The 23,222-nt window shown below is 66.3% G+C and carries 19 protein-coding genes; 15 read left to right on the top strand and 4 right to left on the bottom strand.

The genetic code is table 11. From position 1 onward, the window contains the following. Positions 1 to 12: 12 nt before the first annotated feature. The 13 genes from KAY22_RS10555 (at position 13) to KAY22_RS10615 (ending at position 15,175) form a co-directional block, all read left to right on the top strand. On the top strand, positions 13 to 144 hold the full coding sequence (locus KAY22_RS10555; RefSeq protein ID WP_296623125.1) for a hypothetical protein: 132 nt from the start codon (positions 13 to 15) through the stop codon (positions 142 to 144). Beyond that, positions 141 to 1,751: an AMP-binding protein gene (locus tag KAY22_RS10560; protein ID WP_296623084.1), complete on the top strand. Its 1,611-nt coding sequence runs from the start codon at positions 141 to 143 to the stop codon at positions 1,749 to 1,751. The genes KAY22_RS10555 and KAY22_RS10560 overlap by 4 nt, the downstream gene beginning before the upstream one ends. Before the next feature lie 51 nt (positions 1,752 to 1,802). Then, positions 1,803 to 3,701: a CocE/NonD family hydrolase gene (locus tag KAY22_RS10565; protein ID WP_296623086.1), complete on the top strand. Its 1,899-nt coding sequence runs from the start codon at positions 1,803 to 1,805 to the stop codon at positions 3,699 to 3,701. A 31-nt stretch (positions 3,702 to 3,732) separates the two neighbouring features. Then, the gene (locus tag KAY22_RS10570; RefSeq protein WP_296623088.1) at positions 3,733 to 4,524 is read left to right on the top strand and encodes a TlpA disulfide reductase family protein; all 792 of its coding nucleotides are present in this window, start codon (positions 3,733 to 3,735) and stop codon (positions 4,522 to 4,524) included. A 2-nt stretch (positions 4,525 to 4,526) separates the two neighbouring features. Further along, positions 4,527 to 5,183 (top strand): DsbA family protein, encoded by a 657-nt coding sequence (locus tag KAY22_RS10575; RefSeq protein ID WP_296623090.1) that lies wholly within the window; start codon positions 4,527 to 4,529, stop codon positions 5,181 to 5,183. A gap of 128 nt (positions 5,184 to 5,311) precedes the next feature. Continuing rightward, positions 5,312 to 5,851 (top strand): thermostable hemolysin, encoded by a 540-nt coding sequence (locus KAY22_RS10580; protein ID WP_296623093.1) that lies wholly within the window; start codon positions 5,312 to 5,314, stop codon positions 5,849 to 5,851. Next, entirely contained in the window at positions 5,848 to 7,899 is a 2,052-nt protein-coding gene (locus KAY22_RS10585; RefSeq protein WP_296623095.1) for an AMP-binding protein, read from the top strand. Before KAY22_RS10580 ends, KAY22_RS10585 begins: the two co-directional genes overlap by 4 nt. Then, entirely contained in the window at positions 7,886 to 8,641 is a 756-nt protein-coding gene (locus KAY22_RS10590) for an SDR family NAD(P)-dependent oxidoreductase (RefSeq protein ID WP_296623097.1), read from the top strand. The genes KAY22_RS10585 and KAY22_RS10590 overlap by 14 nt, the downstream gene beginning before the upstream one ends. A gap of 20 nt (positions 8,642 to 8,661) precedes the next feature. Continuing rightward, a complete protein-coding gene (locus tag KAY22_RS10595) occupies positions 8,662 to 9,312 on the top strand; it encodes a hypothetical protein (protein WP_296623100.1) in 651 nt (216 codons plus the stop codon). A gap of 1 nt (position 9,313) precedes the next feature. Further along, positions 9,314 to 9,862, top strand: coding sequence for a sigma-70 family RNA polymerase sigma factor (locus KAY22_RS10600; RefSeq protein WP_296623102.1), 549 nt, complete (start codon positions 9,314 to 9,316; stop codon positions 9,860 to 9,862). A gap of 81 nt (positions 9,863 to 9,943) precedes the next feature. Further along, positions 9,944 to 10,909, top strand: a complete 966-nt coding sequence (locus KAY22_RS10605) for a FecR domain-containing protein (RefSeq protein WP_296623104.1) — start codon at positions 9,944 to 9,946, stop codon at positions 10,907 to 10,909. Beyond that, positions 10,878 to 13,172: a TonB-dependent receptor gene (locus tag KAY22_RS10610; RefSeq protein WP_296623106.1), complete on the top strand. Its 2,295-nt coding sequence runs from the start codon at positions 10,878 to 10,880 to the stop codon at positions 13,170 to 13,172. Before KAY22_RS10605 ends, KAY22_RS10610 begins: the two co-directional genes overlap by 32 nt. Positions 13,173 to 13,384: 212 nt before the next feature. Then, positions 13,385 to 15,175 (top strand): ABC transporter ATP-binding protein, encoded by a 1,791-nt coding sequence (locus KAY22_RS10615; RefSeq protein WP_296623108.1) that lies wholly within the window; start codon positions 13,385 to 13,387, stop codon positions 15,173 to 15,175. Between the two features lie 70 nt (positions 15,176 to 15,245). Here the strand turns inward: KAY22_RS10615 and KAY22_RS10620 are convergent, their stop codons facing one another. Genes KAY22_RS10620 through KAY22_RS10635 form a run of 4 tightly spaced genes read right to left on the bottom strand, consistent with a single transcriptional unit; the run spans position 15,246 to position 21,252 of the window. Next, complete coding sequence (locus KAY22_RS10620) at positions 15,246 to 17,417, bottom strand: TonB-dependent receptor (protein WP_296623111.1); 2,172 nt, start codon at positions 17,415 to 17,417, stop codon at positions 15,246 to 15,248. A gap of 30 nt (positions 17,418 to 17,447) precedes the next feature. Further along, the gene (locus tag KAY22_RS10625) at positions 17,448 to 18,782 is read right to left on the bottom strand and encodes an MFS transporter (protein WP_296623113.1); all 1,335 of its coding nucleotides are present in this window, start codon (positions 18,780 to 18,782) and stop codon (positions 17,448 to 17,450) included. A 38-nt stretch (positions 18,783 to 18,820) separates the two neighbouring features. Next, a complete protein-coding gene (locus KAY22_RS10630; RefSeq protein ID WP_296623117.1) occupies positions 18,821 to 20,395 on the bottom strand; it encodes an AMP-binding protein in 1,575 nt (524 codons plus the stop codon). Continuing rightward, positions 20,392 to 21,252: an amidohydrolase family protein gene (locus KAY22_RS10635; RefSeq protein WP_296623120.1), complete on the bottom strand. Its 861-nt coding sequence runs from the start codon at positions 21,250 to 21,252 to the stop codon at positions 20,392 to 20,394. Before KAY22_RS10635 ends, KAY22_RS10630 begins: the two co-directional genes overlap by 4 nt. A 286-nt stretch (positions 21,253 to 21,538) precedes the next feature. On the opposite strand from KAY22_RS10635, the gene KAY22_RS10640 reads away from it, so the two are divergent. Together KAY22_RS10640 and KAY22_RS10645 are read left to right on the top strand one after the other, a co-directional pair. After that, entirely contained in the window at positions 21,539 to 22,336 is a 798-nt protein-coding gene (locus KAY22_RS10640) for a helix-turn-helix domain-containing protein (protein ID WP_296623122.1), read from the top strand. Next, the gene (locus tag KAY22_RS10645; RefSeq protein ID WP_296623124.1) at positions 22,326 to 23,105 is read left to right on the top strand and encodes a helix-turn-helix domain-containing protein; all 780 of its coding nucleotides are present in this window, start codon (positions 22,326 to 22,328) and stop codon (positions 23,103 to 23,105) included. The genes KAY22_RS10640 and KAY22_RS10645 overlap by 11 nt, the downstream gene beginning before the upstream one ends. The last annotated feature ends 117 nt before the right edge of the window (positions 23,106 to 23,222 follow it).

Here is a 23,222-nt window from a genome sequence, read left to right on the forward strand (position 1 = left end):
CTGCAGGACCATGTGAAGGCGACGACCGCGCCCTATAAATATCCGCGCAAGATCGAGTTCGTGACGAGCCTGCCCAAGACCGTCAGCGGCAAGATTCGCCGCAAGGAACTGCGCGACCAGGAATGGCAGCGGGGGGCGGCGTGACGCCGTCTCAGGTTCGCGGCGGCGATACGCCCCCGCTGCTCGACACCACGATCGGCGATCTGCTTGCAGACACGGCCGCGCGCCTGCCCGATGCGGCCGCCCTGATCGTGCGCCACCAGAATGTCCGCCTGACCTATGCTGAATTGCTGGAGCGGGTGGACGATCTCGCACGCGGCCTGATCGGGGCCGGGCTGCGGCCGGGCGAGCGGATCGGCATCTGGTCGCCCAATTGTCTCGAATGGGTGCTGGTCCAGTTCGCCGCCGCGCGCGCGGGGCTGGTGCTGGTGAACATCAACCCGGCCTATCGCGCGATCGAGATGCAGCGCGCCGTCGCGATGGTCGGCTGCGCGGCGCTGGTGATCGCGCCCCGTTTCAAGTCGAGCGACTATGTCGCGATGCTCGCCGAGGTGCGCGCCGACCTGCCCGAGCTTCGCCTGGTCATGTCGATCGGTGACGCGGAGCATGCAGGATGCCTGCCGCTGGGCGCACTGCCCAGCGATCCGGCGACGCCGCTGCCTGCCGATGTGAAGCCGCTGGATGCGACCAACATCCAGTTCACCAGCGGCACCACCGGCCTGCCCAAAGGCGCCACGCTGTCCCATCGGAACATCGTCAACAACGGCTATATGGTGGGCAGGCGCATCGGGCTGACCCCCGCCGACATCGTCTGCATACCCGTGCCCCTCTACCATTGCTTCGGCATGGTCATGGGCAATCTCGCCTGCGTCGCCCATGGCGCGACCATGTGCCTGCCGAGCGATGCATTCGACCCGGCCACCGCGCTGGCGGCGGTGGCGGAGGAGCGCTGCACCGCGCTCTACGGCGTGCCGACGATGTTCGTCGCGATGCTCGAACATCCCGACTTCGCCGGCTTCGACCTGCGCTCGCTACGGACCGGCATCATGGCGGGCTCGCTCTGCCCGACTGCGATCATGCAGGCGGTGCTCGATCGGATGCACATGCGTGAGGTCACGATCGCCTATGGCATGACCGAGACGAGCCCGGTCAGCTTCCAGTCGGCGATGGACGATCCGCTCGAACTGCGCGTCTCGACGGTCGGGCAGGTCCAGCCGCATCTGGAGGCGAAGGTCGTCGATCTCGACGGCAAGACCGTTGCGATCGGCGAGCCCGGCGAACTGTGCACGCGCGGCTATTCGGTGATGCTCGGCTATTGGGACGATCCGGAGAAGACCGCGCAGGTAATCGACGCCGATGGCTGGATGCACACGGGCGATCTCGCGACGATCGACGAGCAGGGCTATTGCCGCATCGTCGGGCGGATCAAGGACATGATCATCCGGGGCGGCGAGAATATCTATCCGCGCGAGATAGAGGAGCATCTGCTGACCCATCCCGACGTGGTCGACGCGCAGGTCTTCGGCGTGCCCGACGACCGCTTCGGCGAGGAAGTCTGCGCCTGGGTCATCGCCCGCAGCACGACGCTCAGCGAAGGCGCCGTGATCGAGCATTGCCGGGGCAGGATCGCCCATTACAAGGTGCCGCGCCACGTCCGGCTGGTCCCCGCCTTCCCGCTGACGGTCACCGGCAAGGTCCAGAAATATATGATGCGCGAGGCAATGGCGGCGGAGCTTGCGCCGAGCGACTGAACGGCGATCGCGGGCTTGACCGGACCGGGTTCGGCGGGCCACCCATGTGACATGATCACACAAGCTCGCTTCGCGCTCGCGCCACTCGCCCTCGTCCTCGCAACCACGCTCTCCGCAGCCGAACCGGCGCCACCGCCGACCGACACCATGGCGAACGAGCAGGTCGCCGAATATGACTGGGTCCGTCCCGAGGCCGACTATGTTCGCCGGGTCGAGATGGTGCCGATGCGCGACGGCAAGAAGCTGTTCACGGTGATCATCCACCGCAAGGGCGTGACCGACGCCCCGATCCTGCTGAGCCGCACGCCCTATGACGCGAACAAGATGACGTCGCGCAACCGCAGCCAGAGGATCGAGGAGATCCTGCCCGTCGCCGACGCCGAGTTCGTCAACGACGGCTATATCCGCGTCTATCAGGACGTGCGCGGCCTCGACGGCTCGGAGGGCGACTATGTCATGAACCGCCCCTTGCGCGGCCCCCTCAACGCCACCGATGTCGACCATGCGACCGATGCCTATGACACGATCGACTGGCTGGTGAAGAATGTGAAGGAGAGCAACGGAAAGGTCGGCATTACCGGCTCCTCCTATCTCGGCTTCACCTCGCTGATGGCGCTGATCGATCCGCATCCCGCGCTCAAGGCGGCGGTACCGCAGAGCCCGATGGTCGATGGCTGGATGGGCGACGACTGGTTCCACAACGGCGCCTTCCGCACATTCGGCTTCGATTATGACCTCGGCCAGACGGTCAAGAAGGGCGGCGGCGCGGTACCGAAGGGGACCGGCGACGAATATGCCGCCTATCTCGAGGCCGGCTCGGCGATGGCCTATGCGCGCCGCTACGGGCTGCTCGATCTGCCGGTGGTGCGCAAGGTGCTCGAACATCCGAGCTACGACGCCTGGTGGCAGGGGCAGGCGGTCGACAAGCTGCTTGGCGAGCGCAAGCTGACCGTGCCGACCATGCTCGTCGTCGGACAGTGGGACCAGGAAGACAGCTATGGCGCCCCCGCCGTGTACAAGGCGCTGGCGAAGCAGTCGCCCGCCGATGGCATGCTCAGCCTGGTCATCGGCCCGTGGCGGCACTCGCAGGTGAACTACGAAGCACGCGAGCTTGGCCCGCTCAAATGGGAAGGCGACACCGGCCTGCAGTTCCGCACGCGCTGGATGAAGCCTTTCCTCGACTGCCATTTGAAGAGCGTGGCCCCAAAATGCGACACGCCGCCCGTGCTGACCTATGCGACCGGTGCCAACCGCTGGGAGGTGTCGCAGAAATGGCCGGCAGGCACTTACAAGCCGCTCTATCTCAGCAAAGATTTCGGCCTGTCGTGGAGCAAGCCGCAGGCGGGCAGCGACAGCTATGTCTCGGACCCGGCCAAGCCGGTGCCGATGCTGCCGCGCCCGGTCCGTATGCAAGGCGAGGAATGGCGGACCTGGCTGGTGCGCGACCAGCGCTTCGTCGACGGCCGGCCGGACGTGCTCAGCTATTCGACCGGCGTGCTCGACAAGGCAGTCCACATCAAGGGCGCGCCAAAGGTCGACCTGCGCGCAGCGACGAGCGGACGGGACGGCGACTTCGTGGTCAAGCTGATCGACGTCTATCCGGAAGAGAACAGCGCCAATCCGACCATGGCCGGCTATCAGCTGGCGATCGGGATCGAGATCTTCCGGGGCCGCTATGTCAGCGGCTTCGCCACGCCCGCGCCGCTCAAACCGGGCAGGACCTATGCGTTCAGCTGGGAACTTCCCAATGTCGACCATGTCTTCCTTCCGGGCCACCGGATCATGGTCCAGGTCCAGTCGACCCTTTTCCCGCTCTACGATCGCAATCCGCAAAGCTGGGTGGACTCGATCATGGACGCCAAGCCGGCCGACTATGTGAAGGCGACGCAGACGATCCGCTGGGGCGGCGACGCTGCCAGTGCGGTGTGGCTGCCGGTGGCAGGCGACTGACGACGCCCGTCTCCACCGCCAAAAGCACGCCATGCTGAGCCTTGGCCCGCTGGCAATCGCCGGCGAACGCCTCGCCGCGCTGCTGGCAATCTGGGGCTTCCTCGCAGGCACGGGCATGATCGCCCGGCGATGGGCGCTGCCGCAACCGGCGCGGGCCGGCTGGCTCGCGACCGTCACCGGACTGGTCATGGCGCGGGTGGCCTTCGTCGTCGCACATGCCCGGATCTACGCCGACGACCCGCTGTCGGCACTCGCTCTCTGGCAGGGTGGCTTTCTGCCGTGGCCGGGCATCGGCGCGGCGGCTCTCGTCCTTGTCGTAAGGCTGCGTCCATGGCGCGCGCTGCTGGCCGACCTTGCCCTGCTGGGCCTATGTGCGGCCAGCGCCCTGACCGTGCAGGCGTGGCTCCGCCCTGCCCCCTTCGCCTTGCCGCGCGGGATCATGTTGCGCAGCATAGCAGGCGACGCCGTCCCGCTCGATAGCTATCGCGGGCGCCCGCTCGTGCTCAATCTCTGGGCGAGCTGGTGCGGTCCCTGTCGGCGCGAACTGCCGATGCTGACCCGTGCCGCCGCTGCCTCGGACGTACCGATCCGCCTCGTCGACGCGGGAGAGAGCGCGGCGACCGTAGGGGCCTTCCTTCGCCGCGAAGGGTTAGGCAGTGATGCCGTACTGCTCGACGAGACACAGGCTCTGATGCGAGCCGCGAACAGCGACGCGCTGCCGACGACCCTTTTCATCGATGCATCGGGCCGGGTAAGGCGCATCGAACAGGGGGAGATATCGCGCGCCGCACTGGCCGACGGCATCGCCCTGATCAAGGAGTGAGAATGACGATCGCACCGGCCCGCTGGGCCGTCATCGCCGCCCTGCTGCTGAGCATGGCCGGCAGCGTCCAGAGCCAGCAGCCGCGTATCGCCGGGCAGGATCAGGTCGCCAGCGACATGGCACGCCGGGTCCGGCAGGCGATCCGGACCGACCCGATCGCCCCAGCCGTGGCGCCGAAGGGCGCCGACGTCACGATCGTCCTCTTCTCCGACTATAATTGTCCCTATTGCCGCAAGGTACATCCGGCGCTGCAGGCCCTGCTCCGCGAAGACCCCAAGGTCCGGCTGCTCTATCGCGACTGGCCGATCTTCGGCGGCGCGTCGAGCGAAGCGGCCCGCGTTGCGATCGCCTCCGAATTTCAGGGCCGCCATGCCGCCTTCAACGACGCGCTGATGGCGAGCCAGGGCAAGCTGGACAGCGCCGGCATCCGTGCCGCCGCCAATCGCGCGGGCGTCGACTGGACAAGGCTGCAAAAGGATATGGCGGCACGCCGCCAGGACATCGACGCGCTGCTCGGACGCTCAGACCGCTATGCCCGCATGCTGGGCCTGACGGGCACGCCCGGCCTGCTGATCGGCCCCTACCTGCTTCCCGGCGCAGTCGGGGTCGCCGAACTGCGCAAGGTGGTCGCGGCCGTCCGTGCCAAGCCGGAAGGCTGACGAAGCCCAGGCCGAACCTGGGCACCTCCTCTTCTCCTAGTATTTACCGCAACGCAAAAAACCGCGCCCTCGCACTGTGGTGACGCCGATCCGGTGGCGTCTCCCGTCCAAACAGTGCGAGTGCAAAGATGGACCAGTTGCTCAAGGATTTCGTGGCCGATCGTTTCGACCGGGTGCATTCGGCCACCCCCTGCCTCGATTACCCCGCCTGGATTCAGATCCGCGACCAGTCGCACCGCCCCTCCGCGACGCTCGGCCTGCGCGACGCTTCGGAAGGCCCCCTGTTCCTCGAAGCCTATCTCGACCAGCCGGTCGAGGTGCTGGTCTCGGCGGCGCTCGACCAGAACATCGACCGCGCCGAGATCGTCGAGATCGGCTGCCTTGCCGCGATCCCGTCGCGCTCGCTGATCGAACTGTGGTGTGAGACGGCGGAGACGCTGCGCGAAACCCATCGGATTGCAGTCGCCACGCTGACCCGTCCGCTCCGGTCGATGTTCGCCCGTGTCGGCATTCCGCTCGTCGAGTTGCAACTGGCCGATCCCGCCCGCCTCGCCAATGCCGATAGCTGGGGGCGCTATTATCAGCTCGATCCTGTGATCTGCTTCGGAGAGATCGCGCAGGGCGCCGCCCTGCTGGAGAGGTTCGCCACCCGGAGCCGCGCACAATGAGCGCGCTGCTGCACGCCATCCTCGCCGCCGCGAGCGGACGGGGCCGCCAGGTCGCGTTGAGCGACGGCACCAACCATATCCGCTATGAGGAGCTTCGGCCGGCGATCGACGCAATGGCCGAGATGATCGAGGCCGAAGCCGGTCCGGCAGGTCCTGTCGCGATCGAGCTGGGCAATGGCATCGACTGGGTCGTGGCCGATCTGGCGCTGCTGTCTCTTGGCCGTGCCTGCGTTCCCGTACCGCCCTTCTTCATGCCCGCCCAACGGGAGGATGCACTGCGCGATGCCGGCGTCGTCGCCAGCGTGACGCCCGAGGGCATCGTTCAGTTCGACCATCGGCCGGCCCAGTTGCCCGAGGGCACCGCGAAGATCAGCTACACATCGGGATCGACCGGTACGCCCAAGGGTATCTGTCTGTCCGCCAACGGGATGCTCGCCACGGCGCTGTCCGTGATCGATCGCGTCGGGAGCGACAAGGCCGGGCTGCATCTGCCGATGCTGCCGCTCGCCGTGCTGCTCGAAAATGTCGCGGGGCTCTACGCAACCCTGATCGCCGGCGGCACCTATATGGTGCAGCCTCTCGAGGATATCGGCTTTGCCCGGATGTTCGACCCGGATGCCGCAGAGATGCTGGCGGCGATCGAGCGCACCGGCGCAACCAGCCTGATCCTGGTTCCCGAGCTTCTCGGAAGGCTCCTCGCCGCATGCGAGAAGGCCGGCCGCGTTCCATCGACACTGCACCTCGTGGCAGTCGGGGGCGCCCATATTTCCCCCGACCTGCTGGCCCGCGCCGATCGGATCGGGCTGCCGCTGGTGCAGGGCTATGGCCTCACCGAATGCGGCTCGGTCGTCGCGATCGAAGCGCCCGGCGATCTTGCCGGCAGAGGCAGCGTCGGCCGCCCGCTGAGCCATGTGCAGGTGACGATCGAGGATGACGGCGAAATCGTCATAGAAGGCAACGGCCATCTCGGCCATCTCGGCCTGGTCGGCCAGCCCCGGCAGCCGGCTCCGATCAGGACCGGCGACATCGGCCGATGGGACGAGCAGGGACGGCTCGTCATCGACGGTCGCAAGTCGAACCTGATCGTGACCGGCTTCGGCCGCAACATCTCCCCCGAATGGATCGAGACGCTTCTCAAGGAGCGTTCCGAGATCGCTCAGGCGATGGTCTATGGCGACGGCGAGGCAGCGCTTTCCGCGCTGATCGTGCCCTCCTCGCCTATCGCCGACGTCGCGCCCGCGATCGACGCCGTCAACGCAGCGCTGCCCGACTATGCGCGCCTGAGCGACTGGCGCTGCACCAAGCCCTTCCTGCCCGTCGACGGCACGCTGACCGCCAATGGCAGGCTGCGGCGCGGCGAGATACTGGCCCGCGAAGCGGCGTTCCGGCTGTTCGACCGGCTCGTGCTCCGCACCCTGCCCGCCCGCGCGCGCCTGCTGCGCGTGCCCCAGATCCAGGCGGGCCTTTCGGGCAGAATCAGCCGCGAAACCTATGCCGCCTATCTTGCACAGGCCTATCATCACGTCCGTCACACGGTGCCGCTGATGCAGGAGGCCCGCCAGCGGCTTGGACACCGACCGACGCTCGTCGCCGCGCTCGATGAATATATCGAGGAGGAGACCGGCCATGAACACTGGATCCTGAACGACATCGCCGCGCTCGGCGGCGACCCGCAACGCGCCGTGGCCCTGGGCCCGTCCCCCGCGACCAAGGCCATGGTTGACCATGCCTATCGGACGATCCGGGAGCGCAACCCGGCCAGCTTCTTCGGCATGGTCTATGTCCTCGAGAGCACCAGCATCGCGCTGGCAAGCCAGGGGGCAGATGCGCTGCGCACCAGTCTCAACCTGCCCAGCAGCGCCTTTTCCTATCTCCAGTCCCACGGGGCGCTGGACCAGGACCATATGCGCTTCTTCCAGAGCCTGATGGACAGCATCGAAGACCCCGAGGACGCAGCGGCGATCATCGCCATGGCCGACCGGATCTTCGACCTGTTCGGCGCCCTCTTCGCAACCATACCGATGGAGTTCGAACATGAAGCAGCTTGATGGACAGTGCATCGCCGTCACCGGCGCGGCCGGCGGCATCGGCTCGTTGCTCTGCCAGCGCTTGGTCGCTCGCGGCGCGCACGTCGTCGGTATCGATCGCCTGCCTTCGCCGGAAGCGAACAGCGAGATCATCGCCGACATCGGCAGCTTCGAAGGCATATCCGCGCTCTCGGCCAAGCTGGACGAACTCGGGCCCGACATGCTCGTGAATCTGGCGGGCATCCAGTATTTCGGGCCGTTTAAGGATCAGTCGCCCGAAAATCTGTGGGCGGGCTATGTGATCAACCTGATCGCGCCGACCATGCTGTCGCGCGCGGTCCTGCCCGGCATGCGCAAGCGTCGGCAAGGCCGGATCGTCAACATCGGCTCGGTGTTCGGATCCATCCCCTTCGCCCATTTCGTCAGCTATTCGAGTGCCAAGGCCGGGCTCAAAGGCTTCAGCCAGGCGCTGCGCCGCGAACTGGCGGGCAGCGGGGTCGAAGTGACCCATGTCGCGCCGCGCGCGGTACGCACGCCGCTCAACTCCGAACGGGTGATGGCGCTGGCGGAGATCACCAAGATGCACCTCGATGCGCCCGAATATGTCGCCGACCGGATCGCCCTCGCCATCGAAAAGGGCGAGCGCGACGTTGTGATCGGCTTCCCGGAATCGGTGTTCGTCCGCCTGAACGCGCTGATGCCGACGATGATCGACAAGGCCCTCGCCGCCAACGACCGCAAGGCGGCGGCCATCTTTAACTGAGACTTGAGACCATGGAGACGATGATGAAGGCTCGTTATGTCCTTGCCGCGCTTGCCCTCGGCAGCGCCCTTGCGCCCGCTCATGCCGACGGCATCAGCGACCGCACCATGGCGCTTGCAGGCGCCTGGGCGCAGGTCAAATACGGCACCCCCGCCGCCGCGCAGACCGATGCGATGGCCAAGCTCAAGGGCCAGGCCGACGCGCTCGTCGCCGCGTCCCCGAACCGCGCCGAACCGCTGATCTGGGACGGCATCGTCACCTCGACCCTCGCCGGACTCAAAGGCGGAATGGGCGGCCTCTCGCTTGCGAAGGAAGCCAAGTCGCTGCTGGAGAAGGCCGAGAAGATCGACGGCAATGCGCTCGGTGGCTCGGCGCACACCAGCCTCGGCGCGCTCTATTATCAGGTTCCGGGCTGGCCGATCGGCTTCGGTAGCAGCGACAAGGCGCGCGCCGAGTTGCTGGCGGGCCTCAAGGCCAATCCGCAGGGCATCGATTCCAATTATTTCTGGGGAGACTTCCTGTTCCACCAGGGGCAATATGCGGATGCGGCGAAGGCGCTGAAGACCGCTCTGGCGGCTCCTGCCCGACCGGGCCGCGAAGTGGCCGATTCCGGCCGGCGCGGTGAGATACAGAAGCTGTTGGGTCAGGTGAACGCCAAGCTCAAGGGCTGATATGGGGAGACGGGCGGTCAGCGACGAATCCGAACAGCTTTCTGGCCTGACGAGCGTTCTGGCCGCCAATCGCCCCCAACTGCTGCGGTTCTTTACGGCCCGAACCGGCGATGCCGGCGAGGCGGAAGACGTGCTGCAGGAGATTTGGCTGCACATCTCCCGCGCGGAGTCCGGGCCGATCGCGAACCCGCTCGCCTATCTCCACAGGGTGGGCATGAACATCGTCCTCGACCGGGTGCGCGAGCGTCGGCGCAGGACGAAGCGCGAGAGCGACTGGATCGCAGTCGAACATGATGTCGATCCAGCGGGTCCCGGCGAGGTGAGCGACCAGTCGCCCTCGCCGCTCGCCGTTCTGGAAGGCCGCGACCGGCTCCGCCGACTGGCGGAGGCGATCGGACAATTGCCACCCGGCGCGGCACGCGTGTTCAAACGGCACAAGCTCGACGGCATGAGCCACAGCGAGGTCGCCGCCGAACTGGGAATAAGCCGCAGTGCGGTCGAGAAGCATATCGCGGTGGCGCTGCGCCATTTGCGGGAGCTGATGGCATGAAAAGCCCGGACCGGACTGCGGTGCACGACATGCGGCGGCGTCTATCATCCATGAGGGTGGATGCGGCGCAGGAGGAGCGCAATGGAAGATAAGCAGAAGGAGGACGCGCAAATCCGCGATCAAGCTGCGGGTTGGCATGTCGCGTCCGCGTCCGACGAAATGGATTGGACGGCCTTTGCCGATTGGCTCGACCGCGATCCTCGCCACCGCGACGCCTATGACGACATAGCGCTGCTCGATCAGGAGATAGAGGCAGGCCGTGAAGCGATCGTGACGCTGATGCCCGCCAACGACGTCGAGGAAGAACAGCCCGTCGTCGCGCGGGCGAACCGTCGCCGCTGGTGGGCCGGCGGGGGCATCGCCCTGGCCGCCTGCCTGGCGCTGATCGGAATGCCGCAATGGATGCCGGCTGGTCCGGGCACGTCGGCGTCGACCTACCGAACGGCCGAAGCCGGTCGCACCATATCCTTGCCCGACGGAAGCAGCATCGCGCTGGGCAGCAAGACCCAGCTTGCCGTGGCCGATGGCGGCACGTCGATCCGCATGCAGGAAGGCGTCGCCCATTTCGACATAAAGCACGACCCCGGCCGACAGATGGTCATCGACGCGGGCTCGGTGCAGATCAGCGACATCGGGACGCAGTTCGATCTGGTCGTCGGAGCGAACCACACGACCGTCGCCGTCGGCGAAGGACGGTTGAGCGTGACGCCGCGTGACGGCAGCCCTGTCGTGCTAACCGCCGGTCATCGTCTCGACCTCGACGAGGCCAAGGGCGACGCCACCATCCGCCCGACATCGACGGAATCGGTGGGCAGCTGGCGCGAAGGCCGTCTGGTTTACGACAATTCGCCGCTGGCTCTGGTCGCGATCGATATCGGGCGCTATTCGGGACAGACGATATCGGTCGATCCGCAGATTGCCGATTTGCGCATGTCCGGGGTGCTCAACATCGGTGACGGGTCCAAGCTTGTTTCGCAGGTCACCGCATTGCTGCCGATCCGGGCCGACCGGCAGGGTGAGGGCGTTCGCCTGGTGGCTGCTCGCTGATCTGTTGCTGTGTGCCGCACCGGCCTGGGCCGGGCCGGTGCAACTCGACATTCCGGCGACCGACCTCGGCCAGGCCCTGCTCGTCTTTTCTCGGCAGACCGGAGAATCGGTCGGGACGGCTGGCGCGCTGCCCCGCCATCATGTCCGCCGGATCAAGGGCGCTTTCGATCCCCAGGATGCGCTGACCCGCATGGTGCGAGGCAGCGGCTTGCGTGTCGTCCGCGCAGGTACCGCGCTCTGGCGGTTGGAACCTGCGGCGCGATCGGCACCCTCGATCGAGCGTCCCCTCGACCATGCGGCCGAGGAGATCGTCGTCAGCGGCTCCAAGCGGGACGAGGCGCTGGGGACCATTCCCGTCGCAGTCTCGATCGTTCGTCCCAGCCTGCCCGATGGCTTCATACCGGGGCGCGGCCTGCAGGAACTGGCGGGCGATACGGAAGGCGTCTTCGCGACCAATCTTGGCCCTGGCCGCGACCGGCTGTTCCTGCGCGGAGTTGCCGACAGCGCGTTCAACGGCCCGACCCAGTCGACCGTCAGCCTGTTCCTCGACGACGCGCGGGTCAGCTACGCGTCACCGGACCCCGATCTGCGCCTGATCGACATCGACCATGTCGAGATTTTGCGCGGCCCCCAGGGTACGTTGTACGGCACCGGAGCGCTGGGCGGCATCGTCCGCATCGTTCCCCAAAAGCCCGATCTGGACAGCTGGAGCGCGACAGCAGCGCTCGAAGGTCGGACGACAGCGCATGGCGCGCCGGGTGGTGCCTTCGATGGCACGATCAACGCGCCGCTGGTCGACGACCGGCTCGGCCTGCGTCTGGTTGGCTATGGCGAGCGCACCGGCGGCTGGATCGACGATGACGGCCGGGCGCGGCGGAACGTCAACGACTCCCAGCGCTATGGCGGCCGGGCATCGCTGCGGTGGAAGGCAGCTGAAGACTGGATCGTCGACGTCGGCGCGGTCGCACAGTGGATAGACGCCGACGACAGCCAATATGCGACGCGTGGCCTCAGCCGATCGACGCGGCTGGCCGAACCGCATGACAATGATTTTCTGGCCGGCTCGGTGACGGTGCGCGGCGTCCTCGCCGATCTCGATCTCCTGTCGGCCACGGCCTTCGTCAAGCATGAGGTGGAAAGCCGCTACGACGCCAGCACCGCAGCCGCATCGGTCGGCTATGCCGCGCCGCTGGCTTATATCGACGCGCGCGATGTCCGGCTGTTCAGCCAGGAATGGCGGCTGAGCGACCCTTCGCCCGCCCGTCCCTGGGTGCTCGGCGCGACCCTGCTGAGCGTGGAGAACAGCGCGCGCGGAACCTTTCTGCCCGGCAATGCGCCGGCCGCGCGCGTCACCTCGCTCCACAACGATACCTTCGAGGCTGCGTTGTTCGGCGAGGCCAGCCAGCAGCTCGGCAATGCCTGGACCGCCACATTGGGGCTCCGCGCCTTCCTGTCCAAGGTGAAGGACGAACTCGAAGGTGTGCGCGAGAGCGAGGCAAATCGCTTTGGCCTGACACCGTCGGCCGACCTGTCCTGGCATCCCGAAAGCGGACGGACCTTCTGGCTTCGCTATGCCAAGGCGATCCGTCCCGGTGGCCTCAACCCCGATGGCGCGCCGGGCTTGAGCGGCTTCCGATCGGACAAGCTGGAAAGTCTCGAACTGGGATGGCGCGCAAGGGTCGCGCCGCAACTGCAAGTCCATGGCGCACTGTTCGGCCTGCGCTGGCGCAACGTGCAGAGCGACACGGTCGGAACCGACGGGCTGGTCCGCACGATCAACGCCGGCAGCGCGCGCAATTACGGGCTGGAAATGTCGCTGAGCTGGAAGCCGGGCCGCTTCCGGATCGACGGCAACGCGACCGTGCAACATGCCCGGCTCAGCCGTCCCTCGGCCGCCGCCATGGCGATCGGCGACGACACGAGACTGCCGGTGGTGCCCGACATAGCGGGGCGGATGCGCGTGGCGTATGAAACGCAGCTTGGACCGTTGGACCTGACGGCATTTGCCGCGGCGCGCTACACCGGCAGCGCCCGGCTTAGCTTCGATCCCGGCCTCGCGGCGCCGATGGGAAATTACTGGCAGGCCGATAGCGGGCTGACCCTGTCGCACGACGGTACGACCGTCTCATTGACGGTCACCAACCTGCTGGACAGCCGCGGCAACAGCTTCGGCTTCGGCAATCCCTTCTCTCTGCGCCTGACACCGCAGGAGACACCGCTCCGTCCACGGACGATCGGCCTGCGCGTCGAGCGGCAGTTCTGAACGGGTATCGGCGCAACGTCCGATGACAGGGATGGCGGCGCTCTGCTATCTGACGGCACGTCCATCGATTCGAAAGGAGGGCTAAGATGATCGATCTGCACATGCCCTCGCGCTGCGGGCCCATCGGGCACCGCTGACGGCGGCGGCTCCCCCAACGGACCGCCTCTCCCCTTTCTGAATATGGAGCCGCGCCATCGGGCGCGAACATCATCATGGACGACAGTGACGATCTTTTCCCGCGCACCAATGTGCTGCGCAATGTGCTGGGCTTCACCTTCCGGCACTGGCTGCGCCGCCCGCTGATCGTGGCGCTGTGCACGCTGGCGATGATCGCGGGCACGATGACCGAGATTTTCGTGCCGATGCTCGCCGGTCGACTGATCGATGCCGTGTCTGCCGGGGATAGCGCAGCGGCGATCCACGCCTTCGCGATCATGTCCGCGCTGGGCCTGGCGATGGTCCTCCTGCGCCATCTCGGCTGGTGGGCGATCATCCCGCTGACGCTCGGCATGATGCGCGACGTGGCGCAGGAGGCGTTCGCGCGCGTCCAGCGGCTGTCGACCGACTGGCACGCCAACAGCTTCGCCGGATCGACCGTGCGGCGGATCAGCCGCGGCATGTGGGCACTCGACACGCTCAATGACGTTCTGCTCCTGTCGCTGCTGCCCTCGCTGACGGTACTGGCGGGCACGGTCGTGCTGCTCGGCCTCGACTGGCCATTGCTCGGGCTGGGCATGGCGCTGGGCGCCTTCGCCTATGTCGCGGTGACATTCGGCCTGGCGACAAGGGTGCTCGCCCCGATTGCGCGGCTGTCGAACCAGTGGGACACGAAGTTGGGCGGGGTGCTGTCCGATGCGATCGGCGCCAATGCCGTGGTCAAGGCGTTCGGCGGCGAGGCGCGCGAGGATGCGCGGCTCGCCCGCACGGTGAACAAATGGCACCGCCGCACCTGGCGATCATGGGTCGCCTTCACCTGGGCCGGCAGCGGGCAATTGGCGCTGCTCTGGCTGATCCGGCTCGGGGTGACGGGCGGGGCGCTGTGGCTGTGGCAGGCCGGCAAGGCCAGCGCGGGCGACGTCGCCTTCATCCTGACCAGCTATCTGCTGGTCCACGGCTATCTGCGCGACGTCGGCCAGCATGTGCACATGCTCCAGCGGTCGGTGAACGAGATGGAGGAGTTGGTGCAACTCCACGCCGAGCCCCCGGCCGTGGTCGACGCTACAGGGGCAAGCCCGCTCAAGGTCACGGCCGGCGCCATCCGCTTCGACGCCGTCCGCTTCCGTTATGCCGGACAGACAGGCGCGCTCTACGACAGGCTCGATGTGTCGATCGCGGCGGGTGAGCGGGTCGGCCTCGTCGGCCCGTCGGGTTCGGGCAAGACCAGCTTCGTGAAGCTGATCCAGCGGCTCTACGACATCGAGAGCGGCAGCATTGCGATCGATGGTCAGGACATCGCAGGAGTCACGCAGGAGTCGCTGCGTCGGCAGGTCGCAATTGTCCCGCAGGAACCCGTCCTCTTCCACCGCTCGCTCGCCGAGAATATCGGCTATGGCCGCCCCGGCGCGACGCAGGCGGAGATCGAGCAGGCCGCGCGCCTCGCCAACGCACATGGCTTCATCGAACGGCTGCCAAAGGGCTATGCGACGCTGGTCGGCGAACGCGGCGTGAAGCTGTCGGGCGGCGAACGCCAGCGGGTCGCGATCGCCCGCGCGTTCTTGGCAGACGCGCCGATCCTGATCCTCGACGAAGCGACGTCGAGCCTGGACTCGGAATCCGAGGCCGCGATCCAGCAGGCGATGGAGCGACTGATGGTCGGCCGCACCGCGATCGTCATCGCCCACCGCCTCTCGACCGTCCGCGCGCTCGACCGTATCCTGGTGTTCGACCAGGGCCGGATCGTCGAGGACGGACCGCACGACCATCTGCTGGCAATCCCCGATGGCCAGTATCGCCGCCTGTTCGAGCGGCAGGCGGGCCAGGCGGAGCCGGCCCTGCTGCCTTAAAGCACTGTCCGATCAAAGACGGCCGAGGCCATGATGGCAGTCGCCATCATCGCCCCGACATGTCCAGGCCTTAGAACTTCACGCTTCCCGTAAGCCTGTAGAAGCGCGGCGCGCCGGCATAGGCCGCCGCGTAACGACCGATCACCGTCTGCGCGTCGAAATATTCGCGGTTGAAGCAGTTGGAGCAGGACAGGGTCAGCTGATAATTGTCGTCCGCGCCCCAGCGATAGCCGATCGATCCATTGACCAGCGCGAAATCGCCGCTGCGGTTGCTGTTCACCGGGACCAGCGGCGCGGTGAAGGCGAGGTTCGCGGGCGTCACCAGATAATGCGCCGTGTAGAAGACGTCACCATTCACCAGCAGCGTGCCCGCACCCAGCGGCTTGTTGACCGAGAAGCCCGCCTTGCCTTGGAAGGAGGGCGCGCGTTGCAGTTTGTCGGCGAGGTTGGCCGGCCTGGCACCCTTATAGCGCGCGTTGAGCAGGCCGACATTGGTGAACAGGTCAAGCCAGGGCGCCGCGCGAATGGTAAGTTCGCTTTCCAGACCATAAATGCGGGCGTCGGCCAGCTGCGCGGTGAAGGCGCCATTGACGGTCAGCGTGTTGAAAAGATTGGTGTAATTCATGTAGAAGACGGAGCTGTTCCACCGCACCTTGCGGTCGAACAGGCTGACCTTCGTGCCGGCCTCCCAGCTCTCGACCTCTTCAGGATCGAAGTTGATATATTGGTCGGCGCGCAGCGCGCGTCCGGTCCAGCCGCCCGAGCGGAAGCCCTTGGTCCACGACGCATAAGCGAACAGATCGTCGTTCACCGTCCAGTCGATACCGATCTTGGGGGTGAACTTGTTGAAGGTGCGCTTGTTGTCGAAATCCTGGCCGGCGGCTGCGCGGGTCAGGAGATCGGCGGTGGTGAAGTTGAACAGCGGCCCGGCGAGGTTGCTCGTCTGCACGACGGTCAGCTCGCGCTTTTCATGGGTGTAGCGGCCTGCGGCGACCAGCTTTACGTTGTCGAGAACGGCATATTCGAGCTGGCCGAACGCCGCCCAGCTCTTCACGTCGACCTCGAAGACCTTGCGGAAGATGCTCGGCGCGGCGGTCGGGGCTCCGCGCGTCGTGTCGGTCACGTCCGCGTCGATATTCTCGTCGAAGTAGAAGAAGCCGGCAGTCAGCTTCAGCGCATCGCTCAGGGTCGCGTTGACCTTGATCTCCTCGCTGAACTGCTTGGCGAGTTGCTTCTGGTCGAGCACATAGAGCGGGATCGGCTGGTCGGAGAGGTCGAGCAGCAGATTCTGCTTGGTCGAACGCCAGGCGGTGATCGACTCTACCGACAGGTCGTCGTTGACGTCCCAGGACAGTTTTCCCGAATGCCCCATACCCCGGGCATAGCCGCTGGCGTCCGTGCCGGACACGACCGTGAACAGATCACCCGTGGAGGGCCGCAACGAGCCCGCGATGTCCGACGCGTAGCCGCCATTGGTCTTGTCGCGGCCATAGTCGAACGCATAGTCGAAAGTCAGGCTGTCGGTGAGCAGCGCACGCACCGCGATGCGACCGCCAGCATAGTCCTGATCGTTGACCTTCTTGTCGAGCGTGCTGTTGTAGATATAGCCATCGCCCTGCTGGACGAGCAGATTGGCGCGGACGAAGACCCGGTCGCTCAGCGGCACATTGGCCGACAGCCGGCCCTCCCAGCGGTCATAATTGCCGTAGGAGCCGGACAGCGCGAAGGCGGTCTTGGCGTCGGGGGCCTTGGGCACGATCTTGATCGCACCGCCATTGGTGTTGCGTCCGTAAAGCGTCCCCTGCGGTCCGCGCAGCACTTCGATCCGCTCGACGTCGAACAGCGAGAAATTGTTGACCGCCTGGCGCGAGATATAGACGTCGTCGACATAGAGGCCGACGCTGGTGTCCGCCGTCGCCAGATTTTCCGTGGTGCCCACACCGCGGATGAAGAAGGTCGTCGCGGTGTTCTGGCCGACATTGTTGTTGCCGGTCAGATTGGGGGCGTTGAACACGATCTGCTTGGTGTCGGTGATCTGCTGCCGGTCGAGCGCAGCGGCGTCGATCGCGGTGACGGAGACTGCCGTCCGCTGCAGGCTTTCGGAGCGGCGCTGCGCGGTGACGACGATGTCGCCGAGGCCTTCTTCCTGGGGCTGCTGGTCCTGCGCCTGCGCGGCGGATGCAAGCAGGATGGACGCCGACAGAATGCCACTCAGCGTGGCGAACTTGAGCTTGTTCGTCATGATATTCCCCTTTTCCCGATGCATATTTCTCTACCCGGCGGAATCCCGTGCCTGGCCGATGGACGCCAATGAGTGCCGATAGGGCCGCCGTGCGGCGGTGAGCAGTGCGGCCGACAGCGTGCCGGCGAGCCCGATGGTCAGCGCGAGGCCGAAGCCCACGAAGCGCGGGTCGCCGAACAGCTTTTCCGTGAACAGCGCGACCACGGTCGGACCAAGGCCGATTCCGGCCAAGTTCAGACAGAGAAAATAGATAGCGGTGACCTGCCCACGCATCCGGTTCGGCGTAATGTCCTGGAGGGCGGCAGCGGCGCAGCCATAGGGCATGGCTCCGCCAACCACGAACAGCGCGAACAGCAGCAGCGACAGCTGCGGGTCGGAAACCAGCGGTGCGGCGATGCCGAAGGGAACGGCTATGCAAGCGGCCCCCACCGTCACGACGACGTTCGCGTCGGCCATGCCCCGGCCGTACAGGATGCCGGCGAGCCAGGCGCCGACCATGATGCTGGCGCTGCCCACGACCAGCAGGATGAAGCCGAACGCCAGTCCGATCTGGGGGGCGGAGAAGCCGAAATGCCGGATGAAGAAGGTCGCGATCCAGGCGGTTGCACCGTTCCACATCAGCCCGGAGGCGGCGAAGCCGAGGATCAGCAGCGCAAAGCTCGAACGATGCGCCTCCATATAGGCGAAAAGCTCACCGACGCTGGGGAAATCGGCCTTGGCGGGATCGACCCCGCGCCGGACCGGCTCGCGCAACGTCGCCACCAGCAGGCTGACCAGGACACCCGGCGCACCGACGATCAGGAATACTGTCTGCCAGGATTCGAGATGCCCGACAAAGGGAAGGTCGATCGGCGGCGCGAGGCCGACCAGCGTGCCCCCCGCGATCAGGGCAAGGCCGGCGCCGAGATAAATCGCCCCGGTATAGAAGGACATCGCCTTGGGCAGCGTCTTGCGGCCGAAATAGTCGGCGATCATCGAATAGGCGGCCGGCGACAGCGCCGCCTCGCCCACGCCCACGCCGACCCGTGCGGCGAACAGCTGGCCGAAATTGCGCGCGAGCCCGCACAGCGCCGTCATGGCGCTCCACACGAAGACGCCGACCGAGATGATAGTGACGCGGCGATGGCGATCGGCCAGCCGTCCGATCGGCAGCCCCAGCAGCGTGTAGAAGACCGCGAAAGCGAGGCCATGCAGCAGGCTGATCTGGACGTCGCTCACCTGCAGCGACGCCTTGATCGGCTCGACCATGAGCGTCAGAATCTGCCGGTCGACATAGGAGAGGGTGTAGGCGAGGACGAGAACCGAAACGGCGTACCAGCCATAACGCTCGTCGGGTGCGTCCGCAGTGTCGTCGGCCCACGCCATCGTCTATATCCCCAGCATCGACGGTTGGCGGGCCATCGTTATTGGTCTGCCGGGGTCGGGCGGTCGCGCAATTCGCGCTTCAGCACCTTGCCATTGGCGTTGCGCGGCAGGGCGTCGATGATCTGCAATTGGCGCGGGATCTTGTAAGCGGTCAGCTTGCCAGCGCAGAAGTCACCGATCTCCTCGACGGTCAGCGTCATGCCCTCGCGCAGGACGACGAAGGCCTTGAGCGTCTCGCCCCAGCGCTCGTCGGGCATGCCGACCACCGCGACCTCGACGATCGCCGGATGGCGCACCAGCACCTCCTCGATCTCGCGCGGATAGATGTTGACCCCGCCGGAGATCACCATGTCCTTCTTGCGGTCGACGATATAGATGAAGCCATCCGCGTCGCGGCGGGCCATGTCACCGACACTGACCCAATCGCCCTGGATCGCTGCGGCGGTCTCTTCCTCGCGGTGCCAATAGCCGTTGAAATGCATGGGCGAGCGGCTGAACAGCTCGCCGACCTCGTCGACGTCGCAGACGCTCCCGTCCTCGCGGCGGATCTCGACCGCGACATGCGGGATCGGTGTGCCGACGCAGCGCTCCTTCTGAAGCTGCCAGGCCGGGCGCATGTTGCAGACCAGCCCCGCCTCGGTCGACGCGTAGATTTCGTGGAGGATGCCTTCCCCGAACCAGGGGATGATCTTCTCCTTCATCGCCTGCGGCAATGGTGCTGCGTTGGAGATGATCGTCTTGATCGGCGGGCGGCGATAGGGATCGGTGACCTCCGCCGGCAGTTCGAAGATCATCTGGAAATGGGTCGGCACCATGAACACGCCGGTGATGCCGCCGTTCTTGAGCCGGTCGAGCGTCTCGATCGGGTTGTAGCGGTCGAGAAGCTCGACCGTCCCGCCGCTGGCGAGCGAAGCCGCCGGAAAGCCGAGCCCCCCACCATGGTTCATCGGCGCCATGGCGAGGAAGACGTCGTCATAGCCGAAGCAGCCGAACTCCGAGCCCGAGATCAGCCCGACCAGCATCCGCGAGCGATGCGACAGCAGGACGCCCTTGGGCTGCCCGGTCGTCCCCGACGTATAGGGGATGGTCCACACATCCCATTCCTCGATGCGGGGATAGGCGGTGGGGCGGCCCGCCGAGGCCAGCAGCGCCTCATAGTCGGGCCCGAGCGCGATCAGGCGGACCGATGGATCGAGACCGGCCTCGCGCGCCAGCCCGATGCTCTGCTCGTCGCAGATCACCAGCCGGGCGCGCGAATCCTCGATCGCGACCTTGATCTCCGCCGGGGTCAGGCGCGGGTTGATCGTGGCGACGCCGACGCCGGCATCGGGCAGACCGGCGACCACCTCGAGATACTCGATGCAGTTGCGCGCGACGATGGCCGCCGTGTCACCCTTGCGGAGCCCCAGGTCGGCGATGGCCGCGTCGCGCAGCGCATCGCTCCGGCGGACCAGTTCGCCATAAGTGCGAACCTGATCGTTATAGATGACGGCCGGCTTCTCCGGATTCCGCGCGCAGGCTGCCCGGATCGCATTGCCGAAGGTCATCGGCTGGAATCCGGGCGGCAGGCTCGCCGGATTGCCCGGATAGGCGCGGACGCCCGTTCCCGTCATCGCGGGATCTTCGTGAAGATGCGCAGCGCGTTATCGCGCATCAGCTTCGCGTGCGCGTCCGGCCGGAAGCCGAGGTCGCTCACCTCGCGCACGGCCCGCTCCGGATCGATCACCGGAAAGTCGGTCCCGAACAGTACCTTATGGCTGCCATAGCTGTTGGCATAATGGACGTAGGATTTCGGCCAATGCTTGGGCGCATAGGCATCACCCGCCGTGTAGACATTGTCGTGCTTCCAGCACATCGAGATCATCTCGTCGGTCCACGGAATGCCGATGTGGATGCCGATCAGGGTCAGTTCGGGAAAGTCGATCGCGACCTGATCGAGCAGGATCGGCTGCGCGACCGACGGCAGCCGGCGCTCGCGCGAGTAGACGAGGTTGTGGCCGACCTGCATCATGATCGGCACGTCGAGCTCGCAGCACTTGGCATAATAGGGATAGATTTGCGGCGCGTTGGGCGGCATCGAGAACCAGTGCGGATACCAGTGCGCGCCGACGAAGCCATAGTCGCGCACGCCCTTTTCCAGATCGCGCAGGCCCTGCATGCCGCGCGTCGGATCGACCCCGGCGAGGCCGGAAAAACGGTCGGGGTGATGGTCGCAGATTTCCGCGATCGCCTCATAAGGAACTTCGAAGCTGCCCCGCACGCGCAGGTCGCCGGCGCGTACCGCGATCAGCAGCGAGCGCTCGATCCCGGCCGCGTCCATCTTGCGAAGATAATCCTCGATCGCGATGCCCGGGCGCAGCGCCGGGTCCATGCGGACCTGTTCCTTGAAAGTCTCGTCGAGGCCGGTCCAGCCTTTCTGGACGGCTTCAGGCGTGAAGATATTGCATACGATGTCGATATATCCGGACATGGGCACCCGTCTGCTGGAGTCTGCGCATCCACCTTGGCAACAAGGCTAGGTTGCGCTTCCATGACGGGTCAACGTCATCATGAATGCGATTAGCAAAAACATATTTCTGTGTTTCAAGGTGCCGCCGATCCCGGACGTCGCAATATCCTATGGCCATTACACAGATATATGTTTTCAGACATTCCATCCCTGCTTCCATTGACCAGCAGCCGCCCCTGTCCGTAGCGTGCGTCGAGGCAGCTGGGCTCGACCGGCCGGCGGCAAGGGCATAACGACGGATGCGGGGATGAGCGCGGAGGATGTCGTCAAGTCTGTGGGGCGCGTCTTTGCGATCCTCGAACTGTTCGACCGCCGCCGCGATGGCCTGACCGCGACCGAAGTAGAGCGTGCGCTGGACTGGCCCAAGTCGAGTACGCTGGCGCTGCTCAAGAGCATGGTGACGCTCGGCTACCTCTCCTTCGACCGGATCGAGCGCCGCTATTCGCCGACGATCCGGGTCGCGCGGCTCGGCGACTGGATCGACGGCGCCGACGAGCGCCGCGACCTCGATGCGCTGGTCGAGGATTGCGCCGCAATGACCGGGCAGACCGTCACCATTTCCTGCGAGAACGACCTGCGGATGCAGTTCCTGCTGGTCGAAGCGGGCAGCCGCCCGCTGCGCATGAACATCAATCCGGGACTGAAAGGGCCGCTGTTCCAGTCGAACATGGGCCGCGTAGCCCTGTCGACGAAGAGCGACGCCGCAATCGCGCGGCTGGCCGAGCGGGTCAACCGCCGGGCCAGCCTGCTGGGCGAACGCGTCGACGATCTGGACGAGGTGCTCGCGCATGTCGGGCGCATCCGCGAGGACGGCTTCAGCGCCGGCTATGGGCGCTTCATCCCCCATATCGGCGTGCTGAGCTGGCCGCTGCAGCGCCAGCCGACCGCACCGGTACTGGTCCTGTCGATCGGCGGCCCGATCGACGAGGTCAGCGCATCGGAGAGGGAAATCGCGAAATTGATTCCGGCGCTGCTCGAAAGCCATGGTTTTCCCGCCAAGGGCGTGCCCGGCGACTGGAGCCGGGAGCCTCGCCATGGCCGGTGACGACATCGTCAAATCGGCCGCGCGGGTCTTCGCCGTGCTCGAACTGTTCGAGGCGGAGCAGCGCCCGATGACGGCCACCGCGATCGAACGCACGCTGCAATGGCCGCAGTCGAGCACGCTGGCGCTGCTCAAGACGATGGTGCAACTCGGCTATCTGGCCTTCGACCCCCTCGAACGCCGCTATGAGCCCAGCTTGCGGCTGTCGAACCTGGGCCGCTGGGTGGGCGCGCGCTTCGTCCAGGGCCATCTCGACGATCTGATCCGGCAGGTCGGCGAGGCGACCGGCGAGACCGTCTCGATCGTCGGCCAGAACGACCTGTGGATGGAGTTTCTGAGCGTCCGTGCCGGCCGCAACCCGCTGACGCTGAACATCGATCCGGGCACCCACGCCCCCCTGTTCGGCTCGATCATCGGGCTGGTCGCCCTGTCCTGCCGCAGCGACCGCGAGATCGCCGAACTGGCCCAGCGCGTGCGCAAGCTGCCCGCCGAAAGCCGCGAGACCCCCGACATGGCGCACATCGCCGAAGAGATAGCCACGATCCGCACGGCCGGCCACGGCGTCGGCTATGGCCGCTACATCGCCAGCGTCGGCGCCATCGCCTGGCCGCTGCGGCAGGACCGCGATCCCCGCCCCCTGATCCTCTCCGTCGCCGGCCCGACCGAGATGATCCGCGAGGCCGAAGCGACGATCGTCACGGCGGTGGAAAAGATCCTGGCAGGACACCGCGCCAGTCGGGGCCGCTATGGGCAGGCAACGGCTTTGACGTAGCGGGATGCCAACGCTTTCCTGTTTGAGATAGGCATCGCCGTTGCTACGCAGCAGTAGATGCCCATCCCCGACTATCAGGCGCTCATGCTTCCCGTCCTCACCATCGCAGCCGACGGC

Source organism: Rhizorhabdus sp., from assembly GCF_018006725.1.
GTDB lineage: Bacteria > Pseudomonadota > Alphaproteobacteria > Sphingomonadales > Sphingomonadaceae > Rhizorhabdus.